The 13,136-nt window shown below is 74.6% G+C and carries 13 protein-coding genes; all 13 read left to right on the top strand.

Annotation, left to right across the window (positions count from 1 at the left end; translation table 11 throughout):
- Positions 1–116: 116 nt before the first annotated feature.
- The gene (locus ABZ883_RS19420; RefSeq protein WP_360907454.1) at positions 117–1,286 is read left to right on the top strand and encodes an inositol-3-phosphate synthase; all 1,170 of its coding nucleotides are present in this window, start codon (positions 117–119) and stop codon (positions 1,284–1,286) included.
- Between the two features lie 188 nt (positions 1,287–1,474).
- Positions 1,475–2,446: an SCO3242 family prenyltransferase gene (locus ABZ883_RS19425; RefSeq protein WP_360907847.1), complete on the top strand. Its 972-nt coding sequence runs from the start codon at positions 1,475–1,477 to the stop codon at positions 2,444–2,446.
- Positions 2,443–3,300, top strand: a complete 858-nt coding sequence (locus ABZ883_RS19430; protein WP_360907456.1) for a sugar phosphate isomerase/epimerase family protein — start codon at positions 2,443–2,445, stop codon at positions 3,298–3,300. The genes ABZ883_RS19425 and ABZ883_RS19430 overlap by 4 nt, the downstream gene beginning before the upstream one ends.
- Positions 3,297–3,926 (top strand): EboA domain-containing protein, encoded by a 630-nt coding sequence (locus ABZ883_RS19435; RefSeq protein WP_360907458.1) that lies wholly within the window; start codon positions 3,297–3,299, stop codon positions 3,924–3,926. The genes ABZ883_RS19430 and ABZ883_RS19435 overlap by 4 nt, the downstream gene beginning before the upstream one ends.
- A complete protein-coding gene (locus tag ABZ883_RS19440) occupies positions 3,926–4,774 on the top strand; it encodes a TatD family hydrolase (RefSeq protein WP_360907460.1) in 849 nt (282 codons plus the stop codon). The genes ABZ883_RS19435 and ABZ883_RS19440 overlap by 1 nt, the downstream gene beginning before the upstream one ends.
- 13 nt (positions 4,775–4,787) lie before the next feature.
- Complete coding sequence (gene eboE / locus ABZ883_RS19445; protein ID WP_360907463.1) at positions 4,788–5,957, top strand: metabolite traffic protein EboE; 1,170 nt, start codon at positions 4,788–4,790, stop codon at positions 5,955–5,957.
- Positions 5,954–7,342, top strand: coding sequence for a nucleotide pyrophosphatase/phosphodiesterase family protein (locus ABZ883_RS19450; protein WP_360907465.1), 1,389 nt, complete (start codon positions 5,954–5,956; stop codon positions 7,340–7,342). The genes eboE and ABZ883_RS19450 overlap by 4 nt, the downstream gene beginning before the upstream one ends.
- A 34-nt stretch (positions 7,343–7,376) precedes the next feature.
- Positions 7,377–8,471 carry a sugar phosphate isomerase/epimerase gene (locus ABZ883_RS19455; protein ID WP_360907467.1) on the top strand — a complete coding sequence of 365 codons (1,095 nt, stop codon included), beginning with the start codon at positions 7,377–7,379 and terminating at the stop codon, positions 8,469–8,471.
- 300 nt (positions 8,472–8,771) lie between these two features.
- On the top strand, positions 8,772–9,350 hold the full coding sequence (locus ABZ883_RS19460) for an RNA polymerase sigma factor (RefSeq protein ID WP_360907469.1): 579 nt from the start codon (positions 8,772–8,774) through the stop codon (positions 9,348–9,350).
- Entirely contained in the window at positions 9,347–10,300 is a 954-nt protein-coding gene (locus tag ABZ883_RS19465) for a zf-HC2 domain-containing protein (protein ID WP_360907471.1), read from the top strand. Before ABZ883_RS19460 ends, ABZ883_RS19465 begins: the two co-directional genes overlap by 4 nt.
- Positions 10,301–10,329: 29 nt before the next feature.
- The gene (locus ABZ883_RS19470) at positions 10,330–11,121 is read left to right on the top strand and encodes an ABC transporter ATP-binding protein (RefSeq protein ID WP_360907473.1); all 792 of its coding nucleotides are present in this window, start codon (positions 10,330–10,332) and stop codon (positions 11,119–11,121) included.
- Positions 11,118–12,467: a hypothetical protein gene (locus ABZ883_RS19475; RefSeq protein ID WP_360907475.1), complete on the top strand. Its 1,350-nt coding sequence runs from the start codon at positions 11,118–11,120 to the stop codon at positions 12,465–12,467. The genes ABZ883_RS19470 and ABZ883_RS19475 overlap by 4 nt, the downstream gene beginning before the upstream one ends.
- On the top strand, positions 12,464–13,105 hold the full coding sequence (locus ABZ883_RS19480) for a hypothetical protein (RefSeq protein WP_360907477.1): 642 nt from the start codon (positions 12,464–12,466) through the stop codon (positions 13,103–13,105). The genes ABZ883_RS19475 and ABZ883_RS19480 overlap by 4 nt, the downstream gene beginning before the upstream one ends.
- Positions 13,106–13,136: the final 31 nt, after the last annotated feature.

Here is a 13,136-nt window from a genome sequence, read left to right on the forward strand (position 1 = left end):
CCTCACCCACACAAAACTACAGTCTTCCCCAGTCGCGGGGCGCCCCCCCCGCCCCCCCCCGCGCGGGGGGGGGGGGGGGGGGCCCGGGCGCCCCCCCCCCCCCCCGCCCCCACCCCATGCAGCAGGGAGAGGCAGCCGTGAGGAATCCGCAGGCCCAGGCACCGGACCGCCCGTCGCCCGACCGCACCGGAGTGTGGCTCGTCGGAGCCCGCGGCTCCGTCGCCACCACCGCCGTCACCGGATGCGCGGCGGTCACCGCCGGGCTCCACCCGGCGACCGGCATGGTGACCGAGACCCCATCCTTCGCCGACGCCGGGCTGCCGGCGCTGTCCTCCCTGGTCTTCGGCGGACACGACACGGCTGCCTGCCCTCTGGGCAAGCGGGCCGAACTCCTCGCGGAGGCCGGCGTCCTCCCGCACGGCCTGCCGTCCGCACTCCACACCGAACTGGCCGCCGCCGACGGCGAGATCCGCACCGGCGGCCCCCTGCCCGGCGACACCCGCGGCGACGACGAACTGATCGCGGCGTTCGCGGCGGACATCACCGTCTTCACCCGCCGCCACGCCCTCGCCCGGACGGTCGTCGTCAACGTGGCCTCCACCGAGCCCGTGCCCGAACCCGGCAGCACCCGCATGCCTGCGAGCTCCCTGTACGCCGCCGCGGCGATCGAAGCGGGATGCTCCTACGTCAACTTCACCCCCTCCACCGGGATACGGACCGCCGCCCTCACCGACGCGGCCGGCGCACGCGGGCTTCCGCACGCCGGACGGGACGGGAAGACCGGGCAGACCCTGCTCCGCTCCGTCCTCGCCCCGATGTTCGTCCAGCGCGCGCTCTCGGTACGGTCCTGGTCGGGCACCAACCTGCTCGGGGGCGGCGACGGGGCCGCGCTCGCGGACCCCGCGGCCGCCGCGGCCAAGAACGCGGGGAAGGAACGCGTCCTCGCCGACATCCTCGGCGGCGCCCCCGAGGGCGAGGTGCACATCGACGACGTCCCGGCCCTCGGCGACTGGAAGACCGCCTGGGACCACGTCGCCTTCGACGGCTTCCTCGGCACCCGCATGGTGCTGCAGACCACATGGCAGGGGTGCGACTCCGCCCTCGCGGCGCCTCTCGTCCTCGACCTCGCACGGCTGGTCGCGCGCGCCCACGAGGCCGGACTGAGCGGCCCACTGCCGGAACTCGCCTTCTACTTCAAGGACCCGGACCCGGGTGCCCCCGCCGCTCTCGCCGACCAGTACGCCGCGCTCCTCACCCTCGCCGGACGGCTGGGGGAGTCACGGTGACGCCCCCACCCGGCAGGCGGGCCTTCGCCGTCGTCGACGGCGGGGCCCCGACGACGGGCGAGCCGCGCGCCCCGCAGGCGCACGCCGAAGCGCGCGACAACGGCCGGCCGGGCCCCGGCGCCGCACCGCCGGCCGCACCGGCAAGCGGTGCCCCGGCGCGAGCCGCGCGGCTCTGGGCCTGGGCAGAACTGCTGCGCATCTCGGCCCTGTTCACCGTGCCCGGCGACGCCCTCGCGGGCGCGGCCGCCGCCGGGACGCGCCCGCACCGCGGTACCTTCCTCGCCATCGGCACCTCGCTGTGCCTGTACCACGCGGGCATGGCCCTCAACGACTACGCCGACCGCGACGAGGACGCCGTCGACCGCCCCCACCGCCCCATCCCGTCCGGCCGGATCACACCTGCCGCCGCCCTGACGGCGGCCGGCGTGCTCACCGTGGCCGGGCTGGCACTCGCCCGCCGCGCGGGGCGCGCCCCGCTGGCCGCCGCCACGGCCCTGGCGGCGACGGTCTGGTCGTACGACCTGGGGCTCAAGCACACTCCGGCAGGCCCGGCCGCCATGGCGTCGGCCCGCGCCCTGGACCTGCTGCTCGGCGCGACGGCGACCCGGCCCCGCGCGTTCGCCGCCGCCCTGCCCCACGCGGGAATCCTCGGCGCCCACACCTACGCCGTCACCTCGGTGTCCCGGCACGAGGCGCACGGCGGTTCCACCGCGGCGCCGATGGCGGCGGTGGCCGTGACGGCGGGCATCGCCGGTGTGACCGCCGGCGGTGCCGGGGCGCTCCGTTCACTGCGCGCGCACCGGCGGTCCGCGCACGACGCGGTCCTCCCCGCGTCAATGGGCCGGCGCCGTCCCGATGCCGGTGCGGCGCGGGCCCTCCCGCCCGACCGACCCGTGACCGGACGACCGGAGCCCGGGCCCCGGGCCGTCGCCGCCCTGGCGGCGGCCTCGTACGCCCGCACCGCCCTCACCCCTCTCGTCCACGCCGCGCTCAATCCCTCCCCGCAGCTCACCCAGCGGGGAGTCGGCGCCGGAATCCGCGCCATGATCCCGCTGCAGGCGGCCCTAGCGGCACGGGCGGGCGCGGGAACCACCGCGCTGGCCGTCCTCGCGCTCGGTCCGCTGGCCCGGCGGCTGGCCCGGAAGGTGAGCCCCACATGACCCTGCGTTTCGGTTACGGGACCAACGGCCTCACCGACCTCCGCCTCGACGACGCCCTCACCCTCCTTGCCGACCTCGGCTATGACGGCCTCGGACTCACCCTCGACCACATGCACCTGGACCCCCTCGCGCCCGATCTCGCCGGACGCACGCGCCGTCTGGCGGGGCGTCTGGACCGGCTCGGCCTCCAGGTCACCGTCGAGACCGGGGCCCGCTACGTCCTGGACCCGCGGCGCAAGCACGGCCCCTCCCTCCTCGACCCCGACCCCGACGCCCGTGCCGCCCGCACCCGGCTGCTCGTGCGGGCCGTCCAGGTCGCGGCGGACCTCGGCGCCCACGCCGTGCACTGCTTCAGCGGCATCACCCCCGACGGCACCCCGTCCCCCGTCGCCTGGGACCGGCTCCGATCCGCCCTCACCCCCGTCCTGGACGCCGCAGCCACCGCGGACGTCCCGCTCGCCGTCGAACCCGAGCCGGGCCATCTCCTGTCGTGCCTCGACGACTTCCACCACCTGCGCGCCCTCCTCGGCGACCCCGGACCACTCGGCCTCACGCTCGACATCGGCCACTGCCAGTGCCTGGAACCGGCGACCCCGGCCGACTGCGTGACACAGGCCGCACCCTGGCTGCGGCACGTCCAGATCGAGGACATGCGCCGCGGCGTCCACGAACACCTCCCCTTCGGTGACGGCGAGATCGACTTCCCGCCCGTCCTGCAAGCCCTCGCCGCCACCGGCTACCAGGGCCTGACCGTGGTCGAACTGCCCCGCCACTCCCACGCGGGGCCCGAACTCGCGCGCACCTCCCTCGACTTCCTGCGCTCCCACGCCCCCACGATCGGAGCAACGGCATGACCGCACCCACCCGCGAGAACCTCCGCAACCGGCTCGACGACGACGCCCGGACCTGGCTCGACACGGCCCTCGCCGACGCCGCACTCAGTGCCGCCACGTCCCGGGACGCCCCCGGCCCTAGGCGCACCGCGGCCCCCTGGGAACTGCGCTTCGCCTCCGCCGGCCGCCACTGCGGCCAGGACCAGGCCGACGCCGTGCGCGTCCTCCTGCTGCGCGAGGCACGCCCCGACGCCCGGACCCTGACCCGGCTGTACCAGCAGGGCGCCGCCGCGGAACGGCGTGCGGTCCTCCTGGCGCTGCCCCACCTGGCACCCGCCCCCGCGGACGGACTGCCCCTCGTCCAGGACGCGCTGCGCACCAACGACACCCGGCTGGTCGCCGCTGCCGTCGGCCCCTACGCCGCCGAGCACCTCGACCCGCCCGCCTGGCGTCAGGCCCTCCTGAAGTGCCTGTTCACCGGGGTGCCCGTGGACGCGGCCGACCGGCTCGCGGAACGCGCCAGAGGCGACGCCGAACTGGCCCGCATGCTCGGCGACTACGCCGCCGAGCGCACCGCCGCCGGCCGGCCCGTCCCCGCCGACCTGCACCGCCTCCTCGCCCTGACGTCCCCCACGGAGGAGTCCTGATGCGCATCTTCGACCCCCACATCCACATGACCTCCCGCACCACGGACGACTACCAGGCCATGTACGACGCCGGTGTCCGCGCCCTGGTCGAACCCTCCTTCTGGCTCGGACAGCCCCGTACCTCGCCCGAGTCCTTCTTCGACTACTTCGACTCCCTCCTCGGCTGGGAACCCTTCAGGGCCGCGCAGTACGGCATCGCCCACCACTGCACCATCGCCCTGAACCCCAAGGAGGCCAACGACCCGCGCTGCACCCCCGTCCTGGACGCCCTGCCCCGCTACCTCGTCAAGGACAACGTCGTCGCCGTCGGGGAGATCGGCTACGACTCCATGACCCCGGCGGAGGACACGGCACTGGCCGCCCAGCTCCAGCTCGCCGCGGACCACGGACTGCCCGCGCTCGTGCACACCCCGCACCGCGACAAGCTCGCCGGGATGCGACGCACCATCGACGTCGTCCGCGAGTCCTCGCTCGACCCCGAGCACGTCCTCCTGGACCACCTCAACGAGACCACCGTCAAGGAGGCCGCCGACAGCGGCTGCTGGCTCGGGTTCTCCGTCTACCCCGACACCAAGATGGACGAGGACCGCATGGTCGCCGTGCTGAAGGCCCACGGCACGGAGAAGGTGCTCGTCAACTCCGCGGCCGACTGGGGAAAGAGCGACCCCCTCAAGACCCGCCGCACCGCCGACGCCATGCTCGCGGCCGGCTTCGGGGAGGACGACGTCGACCAGGTCCTGTGGCGCAATCCGGTGGCCTTCTACGGCCGCAGCGGCAGGCTCCATCTGGACGCCCCCGCCACCGGGGACCTGCACGAGGGCAACTCCCTGCTCCGCGGCGGGGAATGAGGGGACGGCCACCATGCGCTTCCGCCACCCGGACGGTTCCGTCGTCCACCTGTCCTACTGCACCAATGTGCACCCCGCCGAGACGCTCGACGGCGTCCTCGCCCAGCTCCGCGACCACTGCGAACCCGTGCGCAAGCGCCTCGGCCGCGACCGCCTCGGCATCGGCCTGTGGCTCGCCAAGGACGCCGCGCGCGCCCTGCACACCGATCCGGCGTCGCTGCGCGGACTGCGCGCCGCCCTGGAGAGCCGGGGTCTCGAGGTCGTCACCCTCAACGGCTTCCCGTACGAGGGGTTCGGCGCCCAGGAGGTGAAGTACCGGGTCTACCGGCCGGACTGGACCGAACCCGAGCGCCTCGCCTACACCAGCGTCCTGGCCGACCTGCTCGCCGCCCTGCTCCCGGACGACGTCACCGAGGGTTCCGTCTCCACCCTCCCGCTCGCCTGGCGCACCCTCTTCGACGAGCGCGCCGCCGCGACCGCCCGCGCCGCCCTCACCACCCTCGCCCAGCGTCTCGACGCGCTCGCCGAACTCACCGGGAAATCCATCAGGATCGCCCTGGAACCCGAGCCGGGCTGCACCATCGAGACCACCGCCGACGCGATCGGCCCTCTCACGGACCTCGCACAGCCCCGCATCGGCATCTGCGTCGACACCTGCCATCTCGCCACCTCCTTCGAAGAACCCGTCGCGGCACTGAACGCACTCACCGCCGCCGGCATCGCCATTCCCAAGGTCCAGCTCTCCGCCGCACTGCACGCCGAACACCCCGAACTCCCCGGCGTGCGCGACGCACTCGCCGCCTTCGCCGAACCCCGCTTCCTGCACCAGACACGCACCCGCACCGCCGACGGCCTCCTCAGCACCGACGACCTCCACGAGGCCCTCACCCCGGACGCCCTCCCCACCGGCGCACCGTGGCGCTCGCACTTCCACGTGCCCCTGCACGCACCACCGGCACCACCCCTCACCTCCACCCTCGGCGTTCTGAAGGACGCCCTCGGCCGCCTCGTCGGGGGTCCCGTACCGCTCACCCACCACCTGGAGGTCGAGACCTACACCTGGCAGGCGCTCCCCGCCGAACTGCGGCCGCGCACCCGCGCCCAGCTCGCCGACGGGATCGCCGCCGAACTCGGCCTCGCCCGCGACCTCCTGCACGACCTCGGCCTCAAGGAACTGCCATGAACGCGACCGCCGGGCCGACCCCGCTCCTCGTCCTGGACGTCGTCGGCCTCACACCGCGGCTGCTGGAGCACATGCCGCACCTGGCGCGATTCGCCGACGGCGGCTCCCGGGCCCCGCTCGGCACCGTGCTGCCGGCCGTCACCTGCGCCGCGCAGTCCACCTTCCTCACCGGCTCACCTCCCTCCGAACACGGCATCGTCGGCAACGGCTGGTACTTCCGCGAACTCGGCGACGTGCTGCTGTGGCGCCAGCACAACGGCCTGGTCGCCGGCGACAAGCTGTGGGACGCCGCCCGCCGCGCCCACCCTGGCTACACCGTCGCCAATATCTGCTGGTGGTACGCGATGGGCGCCGACACCGACATCACGGTCACCCCGCGCCCCGTCTACTACGCCGACGGCCGCAAGGAACCCGACTGCTACACCCGCCCGCCGGGCCTCCACGACGAACTCACCAGGGAGTTCGGCACCTTCCCCCTCTTCCGCTTCTGGGGCCCGGGCGCCGACATCGTCTCCAGCCGCTGGATCATCGACGCCACCCGGCACATCCTGCGCACCCGCACTCCCGACCTCGCCCTCTGCTACCTCCCGCACCTCGACTACGACCTCCAGCGCTACGGCCCGGACGACCCGCGCTCCCGCCGGGCCGCCACCGACCTGGACACGGTGTTGGCCCCGCTCCTCGACGACGCCCGGCGCGAAGGCCGGACCGTGGTCGTCCTGTCCGAGTACGGCATCACGCCGGTGAGCCGTCCGGTCGACATCAACCGGGCACTGCGCCGCGCCGGTCTGCTCGAGGTCCACACCCAGGACGGGATGGAGTACCTCGACCCGATGGCCTCCCGCGCCTTCGCGGTCGCCGACCACCAGATCGCCCATGTGTACGTGCGGCGCCCCGAGGACCTGGAAGCCACCCGCGCGGCCCTGGCCGACCTGCCCGGCATCGCCGAACTCCTCGACGACGAGGGCAAGAAGCGCCACGGCCTCGACCACCACCGCTCCGGCGAACTCGTCGCCGTCGCCGAACCCGACGCGTGGTTCACGTACTACTACTGGCTCGACGACGACCGGGCGCCCGACTTCGCGCAGCTCGTCGAGATCCACCGCAAGCCCGGCTACGACCCCGTCGAGCTGTTCATGGATCCCGCCGACCCCTATGTCCGCGTCAAGGCGGCGACGGCGCTCGCCCGCAAGAAGCTCGGCATGCGCTACCGCATGGCGGTCGTACCGCTCGATCCCTCGCCTATTCGCGGCAGCCATGGCCGCCTCCCGGCGAGCGACGACGAAGGTCCCCTCATCCTCTGCTCCGTCCCCCGTGCCCTCAGCGGTCGCGTCGCGGCCACCGATGTGAAGTCCCTGCTCCTGCGCCTCGCAGGACTTCACTGAACCACACGCCACCGACAACAGGGAGTTATCCACAATGCGCGGCAATAGTCGTACAAGCGGCACCCCCGACCCGGAGCTCAGCAGCAGGCTCAGCGGGCCCAGCAGGCGCCGCATGCTCGGTGTGGCCGCCGGCGCCACCGCGGCAGCCCTCCTCGGCGCCACCACCCCCACCGCCGCCGCCCACGGCAAGGACCACCACAAGGACCACCACAAGGACAAGGACCACGGCAAGGGCGGCCACGGACGTCCCGTACTGCCCCCCGGCCGCCTCGGCATCCAGCTCTACTCGCTGCGCGACAAGGTCTCCACCCTCGGCTTCGCCCCGGTCTTCGCCGAACTCGCGAAGTACGGCTACGACGAGGTCGAGTACGCCGGCTACACCCAGGGCTCCGCCGGTGCCATCACCCTCGCCCAGCTGCGCGGGCTCGCCCGGGACCACGGGCTCACGGCCATCGGCAGCCACGTCGGCTACTACGACGACGGCAACCCCGGCGCCTACACCTTCGCCCAGAACCTCACCAAGGTCCTCGACGAGGCCGAGGCCCTGGGCCTGAAGCACATCGGCACGGCCTCCGGCCCCTGGCGCTACGGCAGCACCGTCGACGGATGGAAGCGCTGCGCCGAGGAGTTCAACGTCTTCGGCGCCGCCGCCAAGGCCCGCGGCATGAAGTTCTACCAGCACAACCACGCCGAGGAGTTCTCCTTCGCCACCGACCGCCCCGACGTGCGGCTGTACGACGTGCTCCTCGCCGAGACCGATCCGCGCCTGGTGTACCTGGAGATGGACATCTACTGGGCGTTCGTCGGGCAGCACCGCTTCTCCCGGCGCGTCGACGGCACCCCCGCCCCCTTCGACCCGCTGCGCTACGTCCTGCGGCAGCCGGACCGCTACCCCCTCTTCCACGTCAAGGACGGGGAGCGCAACGACGCCGCGAGCGACGGCTACGACATGGTCGACGTCGGCGACGGCGACATCGACTACGAGCGTTTCATCTCGGCCGTCACGCGCACCCACGGCGGCCGGCAGTCCCACCACTGGCAGACCGAGCACGACTTCCCGGCGGACTCCCTGTCCTTCGCCCGCCGGTCGAGCGCCTACCTGCACTCGCTGCGCGAGAAGGACTGCTGACGGCGCTTCCTCCCGCGCCCGCGGGAACACCGGTGCCGCCGCCCCCGCCGACCGGGGCGCGGCGGGGGTGGCGGCACCGGTGCTCCGGCGGGCGGCGGCAGTCCTGACATCGTTGTCACCCACGCCCCGGTCCGGACCTCGCCCCCCATTCGGACATCGTTCGATTTGTGCGCTTTCCCGCCCCTTCGCCGACCGGTCCTTTGCGAGGATGGGAGCCGGCAGACCGGCCGCCGCCCCGCGCACCGCGGCCCGCCGGCCCCGCCGTGAACCGTTGGCGCGCGGCGGAGCGACAGAGGGAACGTGAGAGTTTTCCGCCCCCCAGGGGCCCATCAGGACGACGCCGCGCTGCTGCGCGCCGTGGCCGCCGGCGACGAGGGGGCACTGGCCGAGCTGTTCGAGCGGCACGCCGGATGGCTGTACGCACGGCTGCTCCGGCGGTGCCCCGACCCCGAGACCGCGCGTGATGTGCTGCAGGACACATTCGTGAGCGTGTGGCAGTCGGCGGCGACCCATCACGGCGGCCCGGCGGGCGGCTGGCTGTGGGTGATCGCGGCCCGGCGTCTGGTGGACGCCGAGCGGGCGCGGGCGCGCTCGGAGCGCGTACCGCACCAGCTGCCCGGCGTCACCCCCTCCGCCGAGGAGCACGTGCTCTCGGGCCTGGAGTTCGGCGACGTCGGCGCGGCACTCGACCGCATCTCCCCTGAGCTGCGCGCCGTCCTGCGCGCCACCGTCGTGGACGGGCTCACCACCCGGGAGACCGCACGACTGCTCGGCATCCCGGAAGGCACGGTCAAGACCCGCGCCATGCGGGCCCGCAGGGAGCTGCGGCTGCTGCTGGGCGACATCGGCCCGCTGGGCGGACTGGAGGGAACGGCATGAACGCATGGCACGTGAGCGGTGCGCTCGCCGCCCGGTACGCCTCCGGGGCCGTCCCGGACTCCGACGCCTGGTCGGTGGAGAAGCACGTCGAGGTCTGCGAGGCGTGTGCCGGCCTGGTGTCGGCCGCCGTACGGTCCGGACCGGCCGGTCCGGTGCTGACGGCCGTCCTGGCCGACGTACGGTCCGTGACGGCGGGGCGGCAGCCCGCGGAAGCCGCCGGTCCCCGCGTCGCCGCGCGGTCGGAGGCCGGAGCGCCGACGGTGGCGGCGCCGACGGTGGCGGCGGCGGGGGCGCCGCGTCCCGGCCCGGTCGCCCGCCTGGTCAGGGCCGGGGGACCGGCTCTGCGCGGGCCCTGGACCGTGGCGCTGCTGCTGGTGATCGCGGTCGCGTTCGGGCTGGCTCTCGGGGGCGCGTCCGACGTGAGCCGTCCGCTGCTGCTGGCACTGGCTCCCTTCCTGCCGGTGGCGGGGGTGGCGCTGTCGTACGGGCGGCACGCGGACCCGATGCACGAGATCAACGCCTCCACTCCCGGCGGCGGGCTGCGTCTGCTGCTGACCAGGACCGCGGTCGTGCTGGCCGTCAGCATGCCCGCGCTGACCCTGGCCGGGGCGCTGCTGCCCTCCGGGGCGCCGGGTCCGGGAGCCGCGGCGTGGCTGCTGCCGGGTTTCGCGCTGACGCTGGCGGTCCCTGCCCTCGGCTCGTTCCTGGACGGCCGGACGGCCGCCGGGATCGTCTCGGCCGGCTGGGCGCTGGCGGTGCTCACGCCCGTACTCCGGTTGTCCCGGGGCCTCACCGTGTCGGCCGACGCGCTGGCACACCATCTGACACTGCTGTCCGCCCCTGCCGCCCAGAGCGGCTGGGCGGCCGGAGCCGCCGTGTGCGCGGGACTGCTCGTCCTGCGCCGGCGCTCCTTCGACGTCGCCCATTCAGGCCGACGGGGGCACATGTGAACGCGAACGGAACCATCGAGGGGAACGACATGAGAGCGACCGGCACGGGCGTGGAGGTGACCGGACTGACGGTCCGTCACCGCAAGAGGATCGCGCTCGACGCGGTCGACCTCAGTCTGCGGCCCGGTGTGCACGGCCTGCTGGGACCCAACGGCGCGGGCAAGACCTCGCTGATCCGCGTGCTGGCGACGGTGGCCGCCCCGGCGGCCGGCCGGGTGGAACTGCTCGGGCGTGATCTGTCCGCGCACCGGGAACGCGCGGAGATCCGGCGCAGCCTCGGCTATCTGCCGCAGGAGTTCGGCTACTACCCGGGTTTCACCGTGCGCGAGTTCGTGGCGTACGTGGCCTGGCTTAAGGAGATGCCCGCGGCGGACGTGCCGCGGGCCGTGGCGCGGGCGGTCGACCGGGTGGGGCTGTCCGACCGGATCGACGCGAAGGTGAAGACGCTGTCCGGCGGCATGGTCCGGCGGGTCGGCGTCGCTCAGGCGATCGTGAACGAGCCCCGGCTGCTGCTCCTCGACGAGCCGACGGCGGGCCTCGACCCGGAGCAGCGCGTGGAGTTCCGCTCGCTTCTGCGGGAGCTGGGTGCGACGTCGACGGTGGTCGTGTCGACCCACCTTGTCGAGGACGTCGCCGCCGCCTGCTCCGAGGTGACCCTCCTGGAGTCGGGCCGTGTCACCTATCGGGGTACCACCGCCGAACTCATCCGCCTGGGAGAGAGCGACGGCGACGGGCAGGGTGACGTCAGTCCGGTCGAACGCGGCTACGCCGCCGCACTGCGCGCCCACCGCGCGGGTCTGGCCACCGGGGGGCAGCGATGAGCGCCGTCGACATGCGGACCGGGAGTTCCGGTGCGCAGGGAACGTCCGGCGGACCGGCGCGGCCGCGCCCCCGGTCGGGACGCGTCCTGCGCACCGAGCTGATCCGCGGGATCGGGCCGGCCACCGGGGCGGTGATCGCGGCCGTCGTCTGCATCGCGATGTTCGCCAAGGCGCCCGCCTGGCAGAGCCGGTGGACGGACACCACCGACCTGCTGCGGATCGCGGGCCTGCTGCTGGGCGGCCCGCTGGCCGCGGCGGCCGGCTGCCGTCAGGGCAGCCGGGATCGCCGGCCGGCCCTGCGGGACCTGCTGGCGACCACGCCCCGCCCCGCACTGCGCAGGACGCTGCTCGCCGCCGCCCCCGCGGTCGTGTGGCCGGTCGCCGGGTACCTCCTGGCCGCGGTGGTCAGCCTGCTCGCCACCTTGCCGTTCGCCGGGTACGGGCATCCGTTCGGCACACTCCTGCTCGCCGACGCGGTCGCGCTCGGCGCGATCGGGCTGCTCGGCTTCGTCGTCGGGCGCCTGGCCTCGTGGCGTCTCCTGCCGCTGCTCGTCGCCGTCATCACCTACGTCGTGCTCGGCCTCCCGTCGTACCTGACCGGGGACGCGCGCTGGCTCGGCCCTGTCCAGGAGCACACCTTCGCGTGGGACCGGCCTCAGTGGTGGTTCGGTCCCGCGAGCGCGGTGTGGACCGCGGGACTCGCGGCGGCCGCGCTGCTCGCCCTGGCCGCACGGCGCCGCGCCACCGCGGTGATCCCCCTGGCGCTCGCGGTCGCCGCCGCGGTGCCCGTCGCGCGGACGGGCGACGGACTGTGGCGGCCCGATCCGGGCGCCGCCCGTCCGGTGTGCGACACCGAGGTCCCGAAGGTGTGCGTCAGCGCCGCCGACAGCAGGGCACTCGCCGCCGTCTCACGGGCGCTGGCCGGAGCCCGCGGCCAACTGCGCGGGGTGCCGGGTGCTCCCACCCGCTGGGTCGAAGGGCCGGCGCCGCTCGGGCCGCACGACGCCCGGCTGGCGGACCTCGGGGACGAGATGCGCCACGGCGCATTGCGGGACCCGGCCCGCTACGCCCACAACGCGGTCGCGAACCTCTTCGTCAGGGACTGCCCCGCCGACACCGGTGGCGACGACGCCGCTGCCGCGGCAGCCGCGAGCCGTGCCTACGACGTGGACGGTGCCGTGGTGCAGTGGCTCGCGCCGCAACCGGGCTTCGACGACATGAACGGGGAGGGGGCCAGGACGGTGCTGCGTCACCTGCGGGCGATGGATGCCGCCGAGGGACGCGCGTACCTCACCCGCTACCTCGGCGCCGACCGGTGCGACCTGAAGGCGGTACCGGTTCCGTGAGCACCGTGATGCCGCGGCTCGCCCACCGCGGGCCCGTCCTCTACCTGCGCTCCCGTGCGCTGCCCGCGGGTGTCGCCGCGCTGATCGGGACCGCCGCCGTGACCTACTGGTCGGCGCGCCGGCTCCTCGACCTGCCGTCCCTCGGCGCGAACGCGCTGGTGCCGGTGGTGGTACTGGCCCCGCTGCTCGCGGCGGGGGCGATCGGGACCGGTCTGCACGCGTACAGCGACGACCTCGACCGGACCGCGGTACGCGCCTGGTGGCCCCGGCGGCTGGTCCACCTGGTCACGCTCACCGCGTGCGCGGCCGCGCTGCTGGCCCTCGCCCTGCCCGGCCACTCCCCGGACTTCGGGTGGTCCGCGGCGGTGCGCAATGTGCTGGGGGCCACGGGGATCTGCGCCGCGGGCGCGGCGCTGCTCGGGGCACGGCTGAGCTGGCTGCCGACCACCGTGTACCTGAGCGCCGTCTATCTCGCCGGGGCGCCGAGGGAACCGGGCGGCACCAGGGTGGTGTGGGCCTGGCCGCTGCAGCCGGGGCCGGTCACCGGTGCGTGGACCACGGCCGCGGCGCTGTTCGTCCTCGGGTCCGCGCTGTACGCCTGGCTCGGGTCGCGCCCCGAGCACGAGCGGCCTGTGTGACCGCGGGAGGAGGAGCGGCCCGGTCCCGTGT

The organism is Streptomyces sp. NPDC046977, assembly GCF_040644455.1.
Classification (GTDB): domain Bacteria; phylum Actinomycetota; class Actinomycetes; order Streptomycetales; family Streptomycetaceae; genus Actinacidiphila.